This window comes from Streptomyces sp. NPDC051662, assembly GCF_040681655.1.
Classification (GTDB): Bacteria; Actinomycetota; Actinomycetes; order Streptomycetales; family Streptomycetaceae; genus Streptomyces.
In genome coordinates this window covers 53,157-72,407 of the sequence record NZ_JBFAZD010000023.1, presented here as the reverse complement: position 1 = coordinate 72,407, position 19,251 = coordinate 53,157, and the positions used below count along the sequence as shown (strand labels likewise).

Annotated in this window: 13 protein-coding genes and 1 riboswitch; of the genes, 6 read left to right on the top strand and 7 right to left on the bottom strand. The window is 71.5% G+C overall.

Annotation, left to right across the window (positions count from 1 at the left end):
* Positions 1 to 139 precede the first annotated feature (139 nt).
* A complete protein-coding gene (locus AB0M67_RS30875) occupies positions 140 to 1,180 on the bottom strand; it encodes an NlpC/P60 family protein (protein ID WP_365750854.1) in 1,041 nt (346 codons plus the stop codon).
* Positions 1,181 to 1,428: 248 nt separating this feature from the next.
* Between AB0M67_RS30875 and AB0M67_RS30870 the strand changes: the two genes are divergently transcribed.
* Positions 1,429 to 1,782, top strand: coding sequence for a hypothetical protein (locus AB0M67_RS30870; RefSeq protein ID WP_365750853.1), 354 nt, complete (start codon positions 1,429 to 1,431; stop codon positions 1,780 to 1,782).
* Positions 1,783 to 1,866: 84 nt separating this feature from the next.
* On the opposite strand, the gene AB0M67_RS30865 is transcribed toward AB0M67_RS30870, so the two are convergent.
* Both AB0M67_RS30865 and AB0M67_RS30860 read right to left on the bottom strand, forming a co-directional pair.
* Positions 1,867 to 3,081, bottom strand: a complete 1,215-nt coding sequence (locus AB0M67_RS30865; protein WP_365750852.1) for an N-acetylmuramoyl-L-alanine amidase — start codon at positions 3,079 to 3,081, stop codon at positions 1,867 to 1,869.
* 341 nt (positions 3,082 to 3,422) lie between these two features.
* Positions 3,423 to 4,667, bottom strand: a complete 1,245-nt coding sequence (locus tag AB0M67_RS30860; RefSeq protein ID WP_365750851.1) for an NlpC/P60 family protein — start codon at positions 4,665 to 4,667, stop codon at positions 3,423 to 3,425.
* Between the two features lie 7 nt (positions 4,668 to 4,674).
* Positions 4,675 to 4,838: riboswitch (cyclic di-AMP (ydaO/yuaA leader) on the bottom strand.
* Positions 4,839 to 5,297: 459 nt separating this feature from the next.
* Between AB0M67_RS30860 and AB0M67_RS30855 the strand changes: the two genes are divergently transcribed.
* Positions 5,298 to 7,859 (top strand): ATP-dependent DNA helicase, encoded by a 2,562-nt coding sequence (locus AB0M67_RS30855; RefSeq protein WP_365750850.1) that lies wholly within the window; start codon positions 5,298 to 5,300, stop codon positions 7,857 to 7,859.
* A gap of 87 nt (positions 7,860 to 7,946) precedes the next feature.
* Here AB0M67_RS30855 and AB0M67_RS30850 read toward each other — a convergent pair whose 3' ends face one another.
* Positions 7,947 to 9,695, bottom strand: coding sequence for a peptidoglycan DD-metalloendopeptidase family protein (locus tag AB0M67_RS30850; protein WP_365750848.1), 1,749 nt, complete (start codon positions 9,693 to 9,695; stop codon positions 7,947 to 7,949).
* A gap of 297 nt (positions 9,696 to 9,992) precedes the next feature.
* A complete protein-coding gene (locus AB0M67_RS30845) occupies positions 9,993 to 10,850 on the bottom strand; it encodes an alpha/beta fold hydrolase (protein WP_365750846.1) in 858 nt (285 codons plus the stop codon).
* Between the two features lie 411 nt (positions 10,851 to 11,261).
* On the opposite strand from AB0M67_RS30845, the gene AB0M67_RS30840 reads away from it, so the two are divergent.
* Positions 11,262 to 11,750 carry a cobalamin B12-binding domain-containing protein gene (locus AB0M67_RS30840; protein WP_365750844.1) on the top strand — a complete coding sequence of 163 codons (489 nt, stop codon included), beginning with the start codon at positions 11,262 to 11,264 and terminating at the stop codon, positions 11,748 to 11,750.
* A 13-nt stretch (positions 11,751 to 11,763) separates the two neighbouring features.
* Here the strand turns inward: AB0M67_RS30840 and AB0M67_RS30835 are convergent, their stop codons facing one another.
* Positions 11,764 to 13,467 carry a DUF5691 domain-containing protein gene (locus AB0M67_RS30835; RefSeq protein WP_365750842.1) on the bottom strand — a complete coding sequence of 568 codons (1,704 nt, stop codon included), beginning with the start codon at positions 13,465 to 13,467 and terminating at the stop codon, positions 11,764 to 11,766.
* A gap of 91 nt (positions 13,468 to 13,558) precedes the next feature.
* Positions 13,559 to 14,920, bottom strand: a complete 1,362-nt coding sequence (locus AB0M67_RS30830; protein ID WP_365750840.1) for an SWIM zinc finger family protein — start codon at positions 14,918 to 14,920, stop codon at positions 13,559 to 13,561.
* A gap of 131 nt (positions 14,921 to 15,051) precedes the next feature.
* On the opposite strand from AB0M67_RS30830, the gene AB0M67_RS30825 reads away from it, so the two are divergent.
* From AB0M67_RS30825 to AB0M67_RS30815, 3 genes are all read left to right on the top strand, one after another.
* Entirely contained in the window at positions 15,052 to 15,486 is a 435-nt protein-coding gene (locus tag AB0M67_RS30825; protein ID WP_365750838.1) for an MmpS family transport accessory protein, read from the top strand.
* Positions 15,487 to 15,604: 118 nt separating this feature from the next.
* The gene (locus AB0M67_RS30820) at positions 15,605 to 16,720 is read left to right on the top strand and encodes an AAA family ATPase (RefSeq protein ID WP_365750836.1); all 1,116 of its coding nucleotides are present in this window, start codon (positions 15,605 to 15,607) and stop codon (positions 16,718 to 16,720) included.
* Positions 16,717 to 19,152 carry a DUF5682 family protein gene (locus tag AB0M67_RS30815; protein WP_365750834.1) on the top strand — a complete coding sequence of 812 codons (2,436 nt, stop codon included), beginning with the start codon at positions 16,717 to 16,719 and terminating at the stop codon, positions 19,150 to 19,152. The genes AB0M67_RS30820 and AB0M67_RS30815 overlap by 4 nt, the downstream gene beginning before the upstream one ends.
* Positions 19,153 to 19,251: the final 99 nt, after the last annotated feature.

The window sequence follows — 19,251 nt, the reverse complement described above, 5'->3', positions numbered from 1 at the left end:
GCAGACGGGATACTGCTGCCATAGTGACCCGGGGAGGGCGAACCGGCACTCCGGCGTGGGCCGTTCGGCTAAGCAGGGTCCGTGAGAACTTTTCGGGGCTGCTGCGGCCGGCGTTTCCGGCCCGGTCCGGCCGGTGTCTCTAGGCCGGCCGGCTCGCGCCGGCGAAGGGCATCTGGTCGATCGGCGCCAGCCGGACCGCCGAGCCGGGCCGGGGGGCGTGCACCATCTGCCCGCCGCCGACATAGATCCCCACATGGCTGATGCCGGAGAAGAAGAACACCAGGTCGCCGGGGGCGAGATCGCCGCGTGAGACCCGCTGTCCCGTGTTGATCTGGGTGTAGGTGGTACGGGGCAGGGCGACGCCCGCGGAGCGCCAGGCGGCCTGGGTGAGCCCGGAGCAGTCGAAGGCACCGGGGCCGGTCGCGCCCCAGACGTACGGCTTGCCGATCGCCCCGTAGGCGAAGGCGACGGCCGCGGCGGCACGGGCGTTCGGCGCCCGCACCGCACCGGGGGCCATGGACGCGGCGCCCGGGGCCCGGCCGTCCTGCCCCTGGCCGTACTGGGCACGCTGCGGCGCGGTGAGGCGGTCGAGCAGCCGCTGGGCCGAGCCGATCTTCTCCTGGATGGCGGACTTGTGCCGGGCCAGCTCGGACTGAGAGGCCCTCAGCTCCGTGAGCCGCCCGTCGGCCCGGGTGCGCAGTTCGGCGATCCGGGCGAGTTCCTTGCGGATCGCGGTGATCCTGGCGGCCTGCCGGGAACCGGCCCGTTCGGCCAGCGAGGCGCCTTCCAGGTACTCCTCGGGCGATGAGCTGAGCGCGAGCTGTACGGCGGGGTCGAGCCCACCGGCCCGGTACTGCGCGGAGGCGATCGAACCGAGCGCGTTGCGCGAGCTGTTGAGCCGTTCCGTCCTGCGCGTGGCCTCGTCCCGCAGCCGCGTGAGCGCGGTACGGGCCTTGTCCGCCGCCACCTTCGTGCCGTTGTACCGCTCGGTGGCGGTCTCCGCCTGCTCGTACAACGCGTCGGCCTCGGCCTTCACCTGGGCAGCGGTGAGCTGGGGCTCGGCGTGTGCGGCGCCGTCGAGGGCGGTGGCGGTCGCGGCTCCGGCGAGCGCGAGGGTGGCGGCGGTACGGCCGGCGGGGCCGGTGAGCGTGCGCTGTCTGGGCTTTCGGTGCGCTGCCACGGGGGTGGATCCTCTTCCCTAGTCGGTCACGGTGGGTCATGGCCGGTCGCCAGGAGAAGGACGCTAGGGCGCAAGGTCACAGTCCGGCCTCGGCATGGCCGGTATTGGCGAGAGGTGGCAGAACAGGACCGTCTTATGACCGGCGTGATCGCGAACTCGGCATGCCTTTCCGGCCGGACCCGACCGATATCGGAACAGAGCCCCACCTCCCCGCTCGGCGGTGATACGGCTCTCGATAGGCTCCAGGCATGGACGTACTCATCAATGTCTTCGTCGCGCTCCACATCATCGGCATAGCCTCGCTGCTCGGCGGCTTTCTCACCCAGATGAAGTCGATGAGCACGGGCACGGCCCGCTTCAACAAGGCGATGCTGCACGGCGCGCTGACGATGCTCGTCACGGGGGTGGCCCTGGTGGGCCTCAACCAGGCCGACGACCAGACGGTGAACAACATCAAGATCGGCATCAAGCTCGCGGTGCTGGTCGTGATCCTGGCCGTGGTGTACGTGAAGCGCGACGACGAGACCGCCCCGAAGCCGCTGTTCGGCGCGGTGGGCGGGCTGACGATGGCCAACATCTTCATCGCCACGCTCTGGACCTGATACCGGGAGGGAGCGGCTCTCCCTCGCTCGGATCCGGGCCGAGACGCCCGTGTCCCGGAGGAACACAGGCGCCCCTGACGCTTCTCAGCCGAGCTGGTCGGCCACCTGCTCGCGCAGGTCGGGAAGCACTTCGTAGAGCTTGGCGCCCGGGCAGGCCGTCACGTTCACGTCACGGTGGCTGGAGATGACCGGTACGTCGAGCACCGTGCCCACCGGGTGCGGGTTGGTGCCCCCTCCGCCGGCCGAGACGAGCTGCGTGGAGCCTTCCGGGTCCAGCTGGTACTGGCCGCTCTTCCAGGCGAGCAGGTCGGCCAGGCTCTTGATCATGGCTTCGGTCGGCTTCGGGTCGGGGCCGGTGTCCTCGCCGCCCTCGCTGTTGTTCGGCTCGAAGTTGCCGAGCATCGCGACACCGAAGGTGTTGGTGTTGAAGCCGGACGCGTGGCCGCCGAGGATGCCGGGAATCGCGGTGCCGGGCTGCATCTCGATGGAGCCCTTGCGGCCTTCCCAGATGCCGCCGAAGCGGTCGACGATGAAGTGGTAGGGGAAGTCGCCGTAGCCCAGGACCTTGATGTGCTGGACGTAGATGCCGTTGATGATCTGCGGCACCTGCTCCTGGGTGTAGGAGTTGTTCCCCGTCACGGTGTGATGGACGACGGCGGCCTTGATCGAGGGCTGGGTCTTGTACCCGGGATCGGCCAGCGCCTCGTCCGCGCCCCAGTCCTTCCGCAGCTTGATGTCCGGCTGTCCGGTCCGCGCGGACCGCGGCTGGTTGTCCGGGGAAGAGGCGGCCGGGCTCTGGGCCGGGTCGATGAACGACAGCCGCAGGTCCTGCGGCAGGCTGCCCTTCGGGGAGGTGAAGCGGACCTCCACCCCGTCCGCGTCGTCCGTGTAGAAGGCGGGCGCGCCGGCCCGCTTCGCCTCCTCGGCCACGCCCTCGTCAAGCTCCAGGGGAACCTCCCGCCACGACTCCCAGGCCCCGTCGCGGTGGATCCGCGTCTCCGCGGTCAGCCCCTCGTCGACGGCGGATCCCTTCTTCCAGCTGAGGCCGATCGAGGAGAAGCTCTCCCCGGTGATCTCCCCGGTGGAGAACACCTTCCCGGCCCCTGATCCCGCCTTCGCCGACAGGACGCCGGAGGGCTTGCCAACGTTGTCGGTGAGCGTGGTGTCCTCGACCTGAGAGGAATCCGCCGCCGTCGCCTCAAGCGCCGTCGCCGCGGTGCTGGTTCCCGCGACGGCGAGGGGCGTCGTCAGTGACACCACCCCGAGAGCTATCGCGGGGATCGATGTACGAAATCGCATGAACTTCCCTATGTCGTACCCATGCCTCAAGCCGCAGCACGAGGAGACACGACGTGGTGACCGATCGATGTCGCGCCGGGCTCGCACGCCTGAGGGCCTCGGTTCATCGCGCGGAGGAGCCCCGGCCGACAGGCCGTCAGCTCTGCTCTGCGCACGTTGTACATGAGGTCAGACGCACGCTCCGCGCAGGCAGTTCTTGATGTGGCGGAACTTTCTGGGACCGGCGCTCCCCAACGGCCCGCACTTCGGTTTCGGAGCGAGCTGTCGCAGACGGCGAGTTGACGACACAGATCGCCGGGAATCCGACAGGTCCCCAGCGGCCCTACTCCGCTCGCCGGCTGTCAGGCGGGGCGGATGCTTCCGTAGATCGGCATGTAGTAGATCGACTCCTCGCGAACGTTCGCGCCCGGCTTGGGGGCGTGGATCATCATGCCGTCGCCGATATAGATCCCGACATGGCTGATGTCGTCGTAGAAGAAGACCAGGTCACCGGGGAGCAGATCGTCGGTCGCGACGCGCGTGCCGGCCTTCACCTGTTCCCAGGTGGTGCGCGGCAGCTCCACGCCCGCCTCCTTCCAGGCGGCCTGGGTCAGGCCCGAGCAGTCGTACGAGCTGGGGCCCGTGGCGCCCCAGACGTACGGCTTGCCTATCTGGGCGCGGGCGAAGGAGAGGACCTTGGCGGCCTTGGTGGCGTAGCTGCCGTCGGAGGCTCCGGTGCCGCCGCTTGTGCCGCTGCCTGCGCCTGTTCCTGTGCCCGTTCCCGTTCCGGTGCCGGTGTCCGTGCCTGAGCCTGTGCCGCTCTGGCCCGAGCCCGTCCCCGTGCCGGTCGACGGGGTCCTGGCCTGCTGTTCCTTGCGCTTGCGCTCGGCCTCCGTCTTCGCGCGGGCCTCCAGTTTGGCCCGCGCCTCCGCCTTGCGGCGGGCCTCCTCTTCCTTCTTGCGCTCCAGCGCGGCCAGCCGCGCCTTCTCCTCCGTGGTCAGCTTCGACAGCAGCGCACGCGCCGCGCCGAGCTTCTGCTGCACGCCCTGCTTGCTGGTACGCAGCGCGGCCTGCGAGGCGGTGAGCGACTCCAGGTCCTTCGACGCCCGCGCCCGCTGCTTCGCGGCGGCGGCCTGCTGTGTCTGGTAGTCGGTGAGGACACCGCGCTGACGCTCCGTCAGCCGGTCCGTCACCTGCTTCTGCTCGAAGAACGCCTGCGGGCTGTCCGCGAAGAGCAGGGCGGCGGTCGGGGTGACCGCGCCTTCCCGGTACTGCGCGGCTGCGAACGAGCCGAGCGTACGCCGGGCCTCATTCAGCTTGTCCGCGCGCTTGGCGACCTCGTCGAGCACGCGGTCGACCGCGCGCTTCTGCTTCTGCGTGGCCTCTTTCGCCCTGTTGTACTTCTGTGTCTCACTGCCGGCCTGGCGGTACAGATCGTCGACCTTCTTCTGTACCTCCTCCATGGACGGCTTCGGCTCGACGGGCGCGGCGCTCGCGCTCTGCGCCGAGAGCAACGTGACCGAGGCGAGCGCGGCTGTCGTGAGCCCGACAGCGGGAGAGGCGGTACGTACTCCGCTGAGACTGCGCGGCTTGCGATGCGACGCCAAGGTCTGCATCTCCTTCCGTGGACCGCCTACCGGGTTAGCTGTCGGGTTCGGGCGGAACGGAAGGTTGCCCTACGGGCCTTGAGCGAAAGGCCCGATTCACCCCGGTTGTGCACTGTGGGTCCCCGGTTTCGAACTTCCTTGGGGAAAGTCCGAATTCGGCGTGGGCCGCCCGCTTGGCGTGGGTCGCCGTTGGGGGTACGGGCTGCCTGATCGAGCACGCTAGCCAAAGTGTGGTGCTGGTGTGAAGGTCGATGGCCGATATGCCCGATACATTTTCGTGACCATTTGCGCGTGCGATGTGTGAAACGGGTCGGCGACGCTTTTCCGCCACGATGAGTGACCGGGGCGCCGCCCGTGGTGATGGCGAGGCGAGTGACCGTACGGGTGGGGCATGCCGGGGAATTCTGGAGCCGGGCGCGGTGTGTCAGTAGGGCGGCCTAGGTCCTGTCTGGCAAATAGCGCCGTCCGCCCGAAGGGTGGGGCTCGCGGCGTCTGGTGCGTGCGATCGCAAGGCGGAGGGTCTCCCCTGTACTGGACGTACTGGGGTGATCCCGACAACGCGGCGAGCGTGCGTGCCAGGCGTCGCGAGCCAGGCGGGATTTGTCAGACAGGGCCTAGACTCGGAGAGCGATGAGCAGCCTCTTTGACGACAGTTTCCTGGCGGACCTCCAGCCCTCCGGCGACGAGCATCCACCGCCGCCCGAGGACGACACCGAGCACGCACCGGAGCAGGTGCCCGACGACCTCTTCCAGGGGGCCTATGACATGCCTCCCACGCGGGACCAGTACCACCGCGACGGCGCCCCGCGCACGGTCGTGGACCCCGCCGCGCTGCTCGAAGGGCTGAACGAGGAGCAGCGCGCGGCCGTCGTGCACACCGGCACGCCGCTGCTCATCGTGGCCGGGGCCGGGTCGGGCAAGACCCGGGTGCTGACCCACCGGATCGCGTATCTGCTGGGCAGCCGCGGCGCCCATCCCGGTCAGATACTGGCGATCACCTTCACGAACAAGGCCGCGGGCGAGATGAAGGAGCGCGTCGGCCAGCTCGTCGGCCCGCGCGCCAACGCCATGTGGGTCATGACGTTCCACAGCGCCTGCGTACGGATCCTGCGGCGCGAGTCGAAGAGGCTCGGGTTCACCTCGTCGTTCTCCATCTACGACGCCGCCGACTCCAAGCGTCTGATGGCCCTGGTCTGCCGTGATCTGGACCTCGACCCCAAGCGCTACCCGCCCAAGTCCTTCAGCGCCAAGATCTCGAATCTGAAGAACGAGCTGATCGACGAGGAGACCTTCGCCGACCAGGCCACCGACGGCTTCGAGAAGATGCTCGCCGAGGCCTACCGGATGTACCAGGCGCGGCTGCGCGAGGCCAACGCGCTGGACTTCGACGACATCATCATGACCACCGTCCATCTGCTCCAGGCGTTCCCCGATGTCGCCGAGCACTACCGGCGGCGCTTCCGGCATGTCCTGGTGGACGAGTACCAGGACACCAACCACGCGCAGTACACCCTCGTACGCGAGCTGGTGGGCCCCTCCGGCGAGGAGCACGACCCGGCGGAGCTGTGTGTCGTCGGAGACGCCGACCAGTCGATCTACGCCTTCCGGGGCGCCACGATCCGTAACATCCTCCAGTTCGAGGAGGACTACCCGGACGCGACGACCATTTTGCTGGAGCAGAACTACCGCTCCACGCAGACGATTCTGAGCGCCGCCAACGCGGTCATCGAGCGGAACGAGAGCCGCCGCCCGAAGAATCTGTGGACGAAGGCCGGCGCGGGCGCCCAGATCACCGGCTATGTCGCGGACACGGAGCACGACGAGGCGCAGTTCGTCGCCGACGAGATCGACCGGCTGACGGACGCGGGCGAGGCCAAGGCGGGCGATGTCGCGGTCTTCTACCGTACGAACGCGCAGTCCCGTGTCTTCGAGGAGATCTTCATCCGGGTCGGCCTGCCGTACAAGGTCGTCGGCGGAGTGCGCTTCTACGAGCGCAAGGAGGTCCGCGATGTGCTGGCCTATCTGCGTGTTCTGGCCAACCCGGAGGACAATGTCCCGCTGCGCCGGATCCTCAATGTGCCCAAGCGCGGTATCGGGGACCGCGCCGAGGCGATGATCGACGCGCTCGCGCTGCGCGAGAAGATCACCTTCCCGCAGGCGCTGCGGCGGGTGGACGAGGCGTACGGAATGGCCGCCCGTTCGGCCAACGCCGTCAAGCGGTTCAACACGCTGATGGAGGAGTTGCGTACGGTCGTCGAGTCGGGCGCCGGGCCCGCGACGATCCTGGAGGCCGTGCTCGAACGGACCGGCTATCTCGCCGAGTTGCAGGCGTCGACCGATCCGCAGGACGAGACGCGTATCGAGAACCTTCAGGAACTGGCCGCGGTGGCGCTGGAGTTCGAGCAGGAGCGCGGCCAGGCTGCCGCGGAGGCGACGGACGGCGACGCGGCGGGCGAGGGCACGACGGGCGGCGAGGGTGCGGCTGGCGCCGCTGGTGCCGCCGGGACCGCCGCCGCGACCGGTACGACCGGTACGCTCGCCGAATTCCTGGAGAAGGTGGCGCTCGTCGCCGACTCCGACCAGATCCCCGACGAGGACGAGGACGGCTCCGGTGTCATCACGCTGATGACGCTGCACACCGCCAAGGGCCTTGAATTCCCTGTCGTGTTCCTGTCGGGCATGGAGGACGGCGTCTTCCCGCATATGCGCGCCCTCGGCCAGACGAAGGAGCTGGAGGAGGAGCGGCGGCTCGCGTACGTGGGCATCACCCGCGCCCGCGAGCGTCTTTACCTGACCCGGTCGTCGATGCGGAGCGCGTGGGGCCAGCCCTCGTACAACCCGCCGTCGAGGTTCCTGGAGGAGATCCCGGGACACCATCTGGAGTGGAAGCGGACCGGCGCGCAGATCCCGGCGGGGCCCACCTCCGGGGTCACGTCCTCGCTGTCGTCGTCCTTGTCGGCCGCCTCGCGGTCGAGGTCGGGCGGCGGCCCCTCGGGCTTCGCCACGCGGCGCACCACCGAGAAGCCGGTGATCGCGCTGGCGGTCGGGGACCGCGTCACACACGACCAGTTCGGCCTCGGCACGGTCATGGCGGTGACGGGTGCGGGCGCGGACACACAGGCGACGGTCGACTTCGGGGACACGAAGCCCAAGCGGCTGCTGCTGCGGTACGCGCCCGTCGAGAAGCTGTAGGGGCCGGCCCGGGCCGGGCGTGCGCCGGGGCTCGGCGTGCGCCGGGCGCGGGCCTTACCCGGCGATGCCGAGCGCGCCGGGCCGCGCTTACGTCGGGTCGACGCCGTGGCTGCGGAGCCAGGCCAGCGGGTCGATCGCGGCGCCACCGCCGGGCCGTACCTCGAAGTGCAGGTGCGGTCCGGTGGAGTTGCCCGAGTTCCCCGAATACGCGATCACATCGCCGGCCTTGACCGAACCGGAGCGGATCTTCGTGGTGCTGAGATGGCAGTACCAGGTCTCGGTGCCATCGGGCGAGGTCACGATGGCCATGTTGCCGTAGGCGCTGTTGTACTGCGTGCGTACGGTGCCGTCCGTCGCGGCCATCACCGGCGTACCGTACGACACGGGGAAGTCGATCCCGGTGTGCATGGACATCCAGTTGACCCCGGCCTGGCCGTAGTACGCGCTGAGTCCGTGCTGCGAGACGGGGAGGACGAACTTGGGGCGCTCGGCCTCCTTGCGGGCCGCCTCCGCCTCGCGCTTCTTCTTCTCCGCTTCCTGCCGCGCCTGGAGGTCGATGCGCTCCTGCGTACGGCTGGCCCGGTCACCGAAGTCACGGGCGTCCGCGTTGAGCGCGGCGAGTTGGGTGTCCAGCTTGTTGTTGGCGGCCACGGGCTTCACGGAGCCGGGATCGGCGGCCGCGGCGGTCGTGGTCTTGTCGGCCTGGGGCTCCTCGCCCGCGCCGAGGCCACCGACGGAGGCGGCGGCGACACCGGCGACGCCCATCACACAGGCGGAGGGGACGGCGACGGTGAGGAGCGCGGAGCGCTTGGCGGGGCTACGGCGCCGGCTCCGCCCGCCGGACGAGCCGCCGCCGGGACGGCGTTCGCCGCGGGGAGGGAGGCTGACGGCGGGGGTGGTCATCGTCGCCGCCATGTGCAGCGATTCGGCCTCGGGCGCGGAGTCCGCTTCCGAATCGCCTTCGTGCCCGGCCTTTTCGGCCTCGGTGTGGGCGTCGCTCTCCGTGCCGGTCTCGGCTTCGTAGCCGGGCTCCGCGTCGAAGGCGTGTTCAGGCTCCGGTCCCGGAGCGCCGTATTCGGCGCCGGGGGAGAGGTCGTACTGCTCGTACGAGCCGGTGCCGCCGTCCTGCTGGGGGTACTGCTCCCGCGCGGCGTCGTACGAGGCATCGGCCGCCGTACCGGAGGAGTTCCAGGCGGTCGCGTCGTACGCGCCGGTGTCGAACGCGGGCGCCGCCGCCCACTGCGTGGTCGCTTCGTACCCGAACTGCGCCGCCTCGAACTGCGCGGTCTCGAACTGTGCGTCCGCGAATTGTGCGGCGGGGTCGAACGGTGCCGCCGCGGTGTGCTCCGAGACGCCGTAACCGAACTGCGTGGAACCGAACTGCGTGGAATCGAATTGCGTCGAGTCGAACTGCGTGGAGTCGAACTGGCCTGTCCCGCCGGTCCCGTTCAGCTGCTCGGCCTGATGCGCGTGGTTCGGCTGGTTCGCGTGGTTCGCCTGGTTCCAGGCGTCGGCGTCCCACTGGCCCGTGACATCCGGCTCCGCCGACTGGTCCGGGATGCCCGGGGTCTGCTGATAACCGTTGTCGGGCGCGGTGGTGACGGTGGCCCACTGACCGCTGGTGTCGTACTGCGGTGTGGCGTACGCGTCGTAGCCGGTCGTCTGATGGGCGCCGGTCTGCCACTGAGTGCTGTCGTACTGGCCGGTGGAGGCCTGGGGGTTCTCGTAACCTCCCGAGCCGTCCGGCAGGGTGCCGAAGAGCGGGTCGGTCTCGAAGCTGCCGGTCTGGTAGCCGTCATATGCGGCGTACCCGGCGTGGGCGTGCTGGTCGTTCACCAACTTCTCTCTCGCCTCGGCAGCAGAACCAGGGTTTCCTCCGGGAGCCTGCCAGATGGACAGGGCCCCTGAGTGAAAGCAGTGGCCGCGACTGTACCCGGCGGTATAGGACGGCGACAATCTTCGGCAGGTTTTGCGTTCCGTTGAAACGGGCATTCGGCCGTGTTTCGGCGGACGACGGGCGCAGACTTGGCCCTACGTTCGAAATTTGTTCGAGAAGGGAGCGGGAATTCGAGGGGCGATTTCGAGGGAGCCCCGCTCGTCAGGCGACAGAAGTCACGCGTCAGAAGTCACGCGTCAGGCGGCGGAGTCCAGGCCGGATTCGCCTATGTGCCCGGGAGATTCGAGCGCGTGCCGGATGCCGGCCGCGACTCCGGGGTGCACCGTCATGGCGAGATGTCCCACTCCGCTCACCAGCACGTTCTCCGCGAGCAGATCGGGGTGCGTGATACGCGCGGTGAGGGCCGGCGCCATCAACTGGTCGAGATCGCTCCAGAAGCTCACGAACCGCGTACGGCAGCCGGGCGCGGGCAGCCGCAGCTCCTCGATCAGGTCAGAACCGGGCCGCATCTGCCGTACGACGGGGTGGGCGTTCGCCAGCGGGACGACGGCCGTGCCCTCGTGCGGCGTGGCGATCGTGACCAGCGTACGTACCCGTGTGTCACCGCCCAGACGCTGTACGTAATACCGCGCGATCAGGCCGCCGAGGCTGTGCCCGATCACATCGACCTGGCGGTGGCCCGTGCGGGCGCAGATCTCCTCGACGCACTGGGCGAGCGACTCGGCCGCGGTGCGGATGTCGCAGGTCAGCGGCGAGTAGTTGAGCGATACAAGACGGGTCCAGCCGTGCCGGGCGAGGGAGCGGCGCAGCAGGACGAAGACGGACCGGTTGTCGACGAGGCCGTGGAGCAGGACGACAGGGGGGTGTGCGTGGCCCTCGGTGGGCGGCCGGCCGGTTTCCGGGGGCAGGGGCTCGGCGCGGCGCTCCTGGACGATCCCGGCCGGGTAGAGGACGAGATGGCCGCTGAGCACCGCCAGATCGAGCGCGGTGGCGCGGAGCAGGTCGGCGGCCGGCGTGGCGTTCCACACGCGGCCGGCCTGGCGCAGGAGCGGCGGAACGAAGGGAAAGAGCGGCAAGAACGGCGAAACCTTCATGGCCGACCTCCGAACGGCACCCGGGGGGCGGCTCTGACCCCCAGTGCCCTCATGGGGCGCCGCCGGGCGGGTCGGATGGCTTCCGGCACGCCTGAGTGCCGGGGTCGCTACACACGCGAGCCGTGCCACCGCGCCGCGCGGCTGGCGGCACGGTGGAACGGCGCCCGTGTGGCGACTCCTTCTGCGGCTCCCCTTGCGGTCGTCCCGACCCGGCCGGGTATGCCGAGTCATACCGGAACGACGCAAAGCGAACATGTCCCACGTGTGATTTCCCCCTCGCCGTCCTCCGCGAAACAGTCGCGTGCGGGATGCTGTGGATAACGTTCGTTCACTTCCGTGTGCCCGGTCCCGACCGGACCGGGGCGCGGGGACCCGTGCCAATGACAGTGCGGTCGGTATGTGGAGGCAGTGATGGGTGTGGCCTGGGATCCGGAGAATCAGCATCCGGAGAATCAGTCGCGGAGCCAGGACGGGACGAGCGGAGCGCACGCGGCCGGCGGTCCGATCCGGGTGGTGGTGGCGAAGCCGGGACTCGACGGACACGACCGCGGGGCCAAGGTGATCGCGCGAGCGCTGCGGGACGCGGGGATGGAGGTCATCTACACGGGGCTCCATCAGACGCCCGAGCAGATCGTGGACACCGCGATCCAGGAGGACGCCGAGGCGATCGGTCTGTCGATTCTCTCCGGGGCGCACAACACGCTCTTCGCGAAGGTGATCGAACTGCTCAAGGAGCGGGACGCGGCGGACATCAAGGTCTTCGGCGGCGGCATCATCCCGGAGGCGGACATCGCCCCGCTCAAGGAGCTGGGCGTGGCCGAGATCTTCACTCCCGGGGCGACGACGACCTCCATCGTCACGTGGGTCAACGCCAACGTCCGCCAGCCCGCGGGCGCGTGACGCGCGGCGTCGCTCATGGCGCCGCTGGTTCGGTGGGTTCGGTGACGTGACCGGGGTCGCCGGACCCGTTGAGCCCCTTGAGCTCCGCCAGCATCGAGGCGCGCAGCCGCAGCGTGGAGACCAGCCGCAGGAAGGCTTCCGACCAGTAGCCGCCCGCGCCCGGTGACGCGTCCTCCGGCTCGTCCTGGGCCGCGGTGAGCAGCTCCAGCCGGCCCGCCTCGGCGGGGTCGAGGCATCGCTCGGCGAGCCCCATGACCCCGCTGAAGCTCCAGGGGTAGCTTCCCGCGTCCCGGGCGATGTCCAGCGCGTCCACGACCGCACGGCCCAGGGGCTCCGCCCACGGCACCGCGCAGACGCCGAGCAGCTGGAACGCCTCCGAGAGACCGTGGGCGGCTATGAACGCGGCCACCCAGGAGGCCCGTTCGGCGGGCTCCAGCGTGGCCAGGAGCTTCGCCCGTTCCGCCAGCGACGAGGTGCCGGGACCGGCGGCCGGGGAGGTGGCCGGGGCGCCCAGCAGGGCGGTGGACCAGCGCGCGTCCCGCTGCCGTACGGCCGCTCGGCACCACGCGGCGTGCAGCTCGGCGGCCCAGTCGTCCAGGACGGGCAGCGCGACGATCTCCTCGGGGGTACGGCCGCCGAGCCTGGCGGGCCAGGTGGCCAGCGGGGCCGCCTCGACCAACTGGCCGAGCCACCAGGACCGTTCCCCCCGGCCGGCGGGCGGGGCCGGGACCACGCCGTCGCGCTGCATGTCCGCGTCGCACTCATGCGGCGCCTCGACCGAGATGACCTGTCCGCCGCCCGTACGGTCCATACTGACGCAGGTCGCGGCGCGGGCCGCCATCCTTGCCGCGAGGGCGGAGCCCGGCAGCGCGGAGAGCAACTCGGCGGCGGTGTGGCGGACATTGCGGCTGCGGTCCGACAGGCCCCGGTCCAGAAACGGCTCGTCGGCCGCCGACAGCCCCGTGCGCAGCGAGTCGAGGAACATCAGCCGGTCCTCGGCGCGCTCGGTGGTCCAGGTCGAGGCGAGCAGCGCCCGGGAAGCCTCCGCGTCGTGGGCCCGTACGGCGGCGAGCAGCGCGACCCGCTCGGCGAACAGGCCCTCCTCCCAGAGCAGTCGGACCGCCTCGGCGTCCCGGGGATCGGGCAGCAGGGCGCCGCCGGACGCACCCCGCAGCGCGAACTTCCACTCCGGGTTGAGCCGGGCCAGCCAGAGCCCGCGCGGCCCGGCGAACGTCAGCGCCTGCGGCCGGAGATCGGTACGCGCGCGGGCCGCGTCGAGCAGCGCGGGCAGTACGACGGCGGGCGCGCGGTAGCCGTGCTCGTTCGCGGCGGCGAGCCACTGCGGGAGCAGCTCGGTGAGGTCGGGCGCCGCGCCGCGCCGCCCTCCGCCGCCCGAGGACCCCGAGCGGTCGGCCAGCAGCCGGCCGAGCCGTCGTCCGGCCGCCTCCGGCAGCCGCGCGCGGCCGTCGTGGGGCGCGGGCTCCGGGCGGGCGGCGGCGCGCGCCGGAAGGAGCCCGGCCCTGCGCCGTACGGTGTGCAGCGCGGCGGCGTCCAGCAGGGCCACCGGCGCCTCCTTGCCCGGGGCCAGGATCTCCGCGGGCGGGGTGCGGCGCTCCGTACCGAGCAGCGCGGAGGTGACGAGTCCTTCCCAGGGAGTCGTGGCGCGGGGCGTGCCGGTGGGGCCGGCCGGGGCGATGGTGCGAGTCGTGTCCGTCATGGAGCCCTCCGTTGTCGGCGCGGTCGGCTGAGCGGGACCAGTGGGTGAGCGGGGCCGTCGGGTCAGCGGGGCCCTCGGGGCGGCGGGACCGTCAGGTCAGCGGGACCGGCGGCTGAGCGGCGCCGTCCTCGGCCCAGGCCGCGAGCGGATGGAAGCCGCGGTGGCCGCACTCGCCGAAGACCGTGACAGGACCGCCGCCGGACAGCGCGGCCAGCTTCCACAGACCGGGCCGGGAGAGGGCCGAGCCCGTGATGGGCAGCGCGGATTCCCCGTCCGCGTCGGCCAGTTGCCAGCCGCCGCCCGGCGCGGGCACGGGAATGACGTCCGTCAGCGTCACCGGCCACGCGTCCAGCCAGGGATCCGCGCGCAGCGCCGCGCCGTACGCCTCTATCGCCGCTGTCGTGGAGCCGCCGGGCGGCGGTCCCGGTATCGGGGCCGGGGCGCCGAACTGCTGCCCCCAGTCGGCCCGTAGCTGCCCCGCTCCGCCGTGCGGGGTGATCTCGGCCTCGATCATCAGGCCCACCGGCAGCCCCAGCTGAGGGGAGCGCCCCGCCGCGCCGAAGGCGAGCAGCAGCGCGGAACGCCCCGAGTCCCGTCCGTACAACCGGATCCGGCGGGTGAGGAGCTTGCCGTCCGAGGAGTCGTACTGCGCCAGCACCAGCCAGTGGTCCCTGACCGGCGGACCACCGGCCGGCGACGGGAGGCCGATCCTCGTACGCACCGTCGTCGCCAGCGGCTCCGGCAGCCGGTCGCGGCCGAGCCACGCCGTGGTCAGCAGATGCAGCAGAGCGGACTCCTCCAGCAGCCGCACCGGCCAGCCGGGGCCCGAGCCGGGGATGGCTCCCAGCTCCCGCACCCGGCCCGCGAGCCCCGGTGCCTGCGCGTCGACCATGCGCGCCGCCGTCTCCTCCCACAGCCCGTACCCCGACTGCTCCGCGGAGGCCAGCCCGCCGCGCAGGAGATCCGTCAGCCGCTGTTCGAGCTCCGAGGCGCCCGCGCTGATCCGGGTGGCCCTGCGCTCCGCCCTGCGCCGCGCGGCCTCGGGATCGGCGGGCTTCCCGGACCCGGCCGCGCCGGCTTCCCCCTCGTCCCGCTCCTCGCCCCGCTTCCGGCGCCCTTCGAGCCATTCCCCGGCCCAGCCGGGCTCCTCCGCCGTCTCCGGCACGCTCCGCTCGTCCGCCGCCCAGAGCAGCAGCAGCCCCAGCGCGTGCTTGCACGGAAACTTCCGGCTCGGGCAACTGCACTTGTAGGCGGGGCCCGTTGTGTCCACAATGGTCTGATACGGCTTACTGCCGCTGCCCTTGCACAGACCCCACACGGCCCCCGCGGAGCCGCTGCCCGTCTCCGACCACGGCCCGGCCGCGCCCAGTTTGTTGCCCGCTTTACGTGACGCTTCGTCAGGAGCCAGAGCGAGCACCTGTTCCGTCGTCCAGCGCACCCCCGTTTGATTCATGTCCACGACGTTAGAGCGCCCCACTGACAATCGCTCTGACCTGCGGATTCAATGAACAAGCGGCAGTATGACCTTACTTTGCCTTTGCTATATCGTGCGAGCTTCCTACGCCACGATCCGGGGGATCACCAATGAACCGCACTGTCCGCACAGCCCTCTCCACTCTCGCCGTCACCGGCCTCGCGCTGGGCCTCGGCGCCTGCTCCGAGGCCGCGGAGCGGGTCGACAAGGCCGTGACCGACGAGGTCGACAAGGCCGTCAACGAGACCTACGAGGTCACCTACGAGGTCACGGGCAAGAACATCGACACGATCGACTACCACGGCGGGGGCGGCGAGGCCATGGAGCCCAAGATCGAGACGGTCGAGAAGCCCACGCTGCCCTGGACGAAGACGGTCACGCTGCGCGGCATCATGCCGCCCGGTGTCATGCCGACCGCCCTGGACCCGTCCGGCGCCGAGGTCACCTGCAAGATCATCTACAAGGGTGAGGTCATCAAGGAGGAGACGGACGCGGGCAAGGCCGCGGCGGGCGGCTGCATCGCGGTGTCCCCGATCGCCGGGTAACTCCCCTCGTACGCGGGCGCGTCCGCGAGGTCGCGCCCGGCCCGCGGCGACGGCCGATTGTCAGTGGCGTGGTGCACCGTGGAACTCACATCCGGTCGACCGATCTGGAGGGGGATCCATGACCGTGCCCGAAAACACCGCGCCCGCCGGGACCGAGGCGGCGCTGCGCCCGCACGCCGAGGACGCGTTCGCCGACGAGCTGAAGGCGCTGGCCGCGGCCGACGACCGGCAGCGGCCCGTCAGGTGGCGGCTGTCGCCGTGGGCCGTGGCCACGTATCTGCTCGGTGGCACGCTGGCCGACGGGACGGTGATCACACCGAAGTACGTGGGACCGCGGCGGATCGTCGAAGTCGCGGTCACCACACTCGCCACCGACCGGGCGCTGCTGCTCCTCGGCGTGCCGGGCACCGCCAAGACCTGGGTGTCCGAGCATCTCGCGGCGGCCGTCAGCGGCGACTCGACCCTGCTCGTGCAGGGCACGGCCGGCACGCCCGAGGAGGCGATCCGCTACGGCTGGAACTACGCGCGGCTGCTCGCCCACGGCCCCAGCCGTGACGCGCTGGTGCCCAGTCCGGTGATGCGGGCCATGTCGGAGGGGATGACCGCGCGCGTCGAGGAGCTGACCCGTATCCCCGCCGATGTGCAGGACTCACTCATCACGATCCTGTCGGAGAAGACCCTGCCGGTCCCCGAGCTGGGACAAGAGGTGCAGGCCGTCCGGGGTTTCAATCTGATCGCCACGGCCAATGACCGGGACCGGGGGGTCAACGACCTCTCCAGCGCGCTGCGCCGCCGCTTCAACACCGTGGTCCTGCCGCTGCCGGCCACCCCGGAGGCCGAGGTCGACATCGTCTCCCGGCGCGTGGACCAGATGGGACGCTCGCTCGATCTGCCGACCGGGCCGGAGGGCATCGACGAGATCCGCCGGGTCGTCACGGTCTTCCGTGAACTGCGCGACGGCGTCACCACCGACGGCCGTACGAAACTCAAGTCCCCCTCGGGGACGCTCTCCACGGCCGAGGCGATCTCCGTGGTCACCAACGGCCTCGCGCTCGCCGCCCACTTCGGGGACGGCGTGCTGCGGCCGGGCGATGTCGCGGCGGGCATCCTCGGCGCGGTGGTCCGCGACCCGGCGGCGGACCGGGTGATCTGGCAGGAGTACGTCGAGACGGTGGTCCGCGAGCGCGACGGCTGGAAGGACTTCTACCGCGCCTGCCGCGAGGTGAGCGCGTGACCACCGCGCACGGACCGCTGCTGCTCGGCGTCCGGCATCACGGGCCGGGGTCGGCGCGTGCGGTTCGGGCGGCGCTCGACGCGGCGGCGCCCCGGGCCGTCCTCATCGAGGGCCCGCCCGAGGGGGACGCGCTGCTGGCGCTCGCCGCCGACGAGGCGATGCGGCCGCCCGTCGCGCTCCTGGCGCACGCGGTGGACGATCCGGGGCGCGCGGCGTTCTGGCCGCTGGCCGAGTTCTCCCCGGAGTGGGTCGCGATCCGCTGGGCGCTGGCGCATGACGTACCGGCCCGGTTCATCGATCTGCCCGCGGCGCACTCACTGGCGCTCGCCGCGGCGGACGAGGCTTCCGGCGACGAAGAGTCCGACGTGTCCAACGAGCCCGGCGCGTCCAACGAGCCCGGCGCGTCCGGTGAGCCCGGCGCGTCCGGTGAGTCCGACGCGTCCCGGCACAGCGAGAGCCTGCGGATCGATCCGCTCGCGGCCCTCGCCGAGGCCGCCGGGTACGACGACCCCGAGCGGTGGTGGGAGGACGTCGTCGAACACCAGGGCCCCGGCGGCGCCGACGATCCCTTCGCGCCGTTCGCCGCGGTCGCCGAGGCGATGGGCGCGCTGCGTGAGCGGTACGGCGACGGCGGACCCCGGCGCGATCTCGTCCGCGAGGCCCATATGCGGAGCCGGCTCAGGGCCGCGCGCAAGGAGTTCGGGGACGACGGCGTCGCCGTGGTCTGCGGCGCCTGGCACGTGCCCGCGCTCGGCCTGAAGACCACCGCCGCCGCGGACCGCGCGCTGCTGAAGGGGCTGCCCAAGGTCAAGACCGGGATGACCTGGGTGCCCTGGACCCACCGCAGGCTGGCCCGGCACAGCGGCTACGGCGCGGGCATCGACTCGCCCGGCTGGTACGGACATCTCTTCGGTGTGCCCGACCGCCCCGTGGAGCGCTGGCTCACCAAGGTCGCCGGACTGCTCCGGGAGGAGGACAGGACCGTCTCCTCCGCCCATGTCATCGAGGCGGTACGGCTCGCCGAGACGCTGGCCGCCATGCGCGGGCGTCCGCTCGCCGGTCTGACCGAGACCACCGACGCGGTCCGGGCCGTGATGTGCGAGGGATCGGATGTGCCGCTCGACCTCATCCACGACCGGCTCATCGTCGGCGAGGTGCTCGGTGAGGTCCCCGACACGGCACCCGCCGTGCCGCTCCAGCGCGATCTCACCGCGCTCCAGCGCACGCTGCGGCTCAAGCCGGAGGCGCTGGAGCGCGAGCTGGATCTCGACCTCCGTAAAGAGACCGACGCCGAGCGCGGCAGGCTTCTGCACCGGCTGCGACTGCTCGGTATCGACTGGGGCGAGCCGGCCGCGGGGCGGGGGAGCACCGGCACGTTCCGGGAGAGCTGGCGGCTGCGCTGGGAGCCCGAGCTGTACGTACGGGTCGCGGAGGCCGGCGTATGGGGCACGACCGTGCTCTCCGCCGCCACCGCCAAGGCGGAGTCACGGGCCCTCGCGGCGACCGAGCTCGCGGAGGTCACGGCGCTGGCCGAGCGCTGTCTGCTGGCCGCGCTGCCCGACGCCCTGCCCGTGGTGATGCGGGCTCTCGCCGATCGCGCCGCGCTCGACGCCGACGTCGGCCGGCTCGCCCGGGCGCTGCCCGCGCTGGCCCGCTCGCTGCGGTACGGGGATGTGCGCTCCACCGACACCGGGGCGCTCGGTGAGGTGGCGGCGGGGCTCGCCGAGCGGATCTGTGTCGGTCTGCCGCCCGCCTGCGCGGGGCTCGACGCGGACGGTGCGGACGAGATGCGGGGGCATCTCGACAGCGTCCACATCGCTGTCGGCCTCCTCCCGGACGGCCACGGCCGGGATCTGGCCGGGCGCTGGGGAGCCGTCCTGCACAAGCTCGCAGGACGGGACACCATCCCCGGGGTGATCAGGGGCCGGGCCGCCCGGCTGCTGCTGGACGACGGCCGGCTCGCCGAGGACGAGGCCGCGCGGTTCATGGGGCTCGCGCTGTCGCCCGGCACCCCACCGACCGACGCGGCGGCCTGGATCGAGGGCTTCGTCGGCGGACCGGCCGGCGCGGGGCGCCTTCGGTCGGGGAGCAGCGCGGGCGGCATGCTCCTGGTCCATGACGAACGCCTCCTCGGCCTCGTGGACGCCTGGCTGACCGGGGTGTCGGCCGAGGCCTTCACGGATGTGCTCCCGCTGCTGCGCCGCACGTTCTCCGCGTACGAGCCGGGCGTACGGCGCACGCTGGGCGAGCTGGTCAGGCGCGGGCCCGCGCGGGGTGGCCCGGTGACGTCGGAGGCCGCCGCTCCCGGCTTCGGCCCCGGCCTCGACGAGGCGCGCGCGGACGCCGTACTGCCGGTGCTCCGTCTGCTGCTGGGCTCCGACGGCAACGGAACCACCGACGACAGCGACGACCTTCTGGAGGCGGCGGGATGAGCGGCGGGATGAGCGGTGAAATGAACGGTGGAATGAACGACCGCGTCGACACCGGGGGCACCGACGGCCTCGGCGCCGACGGGACGGACCGCGCCGCCG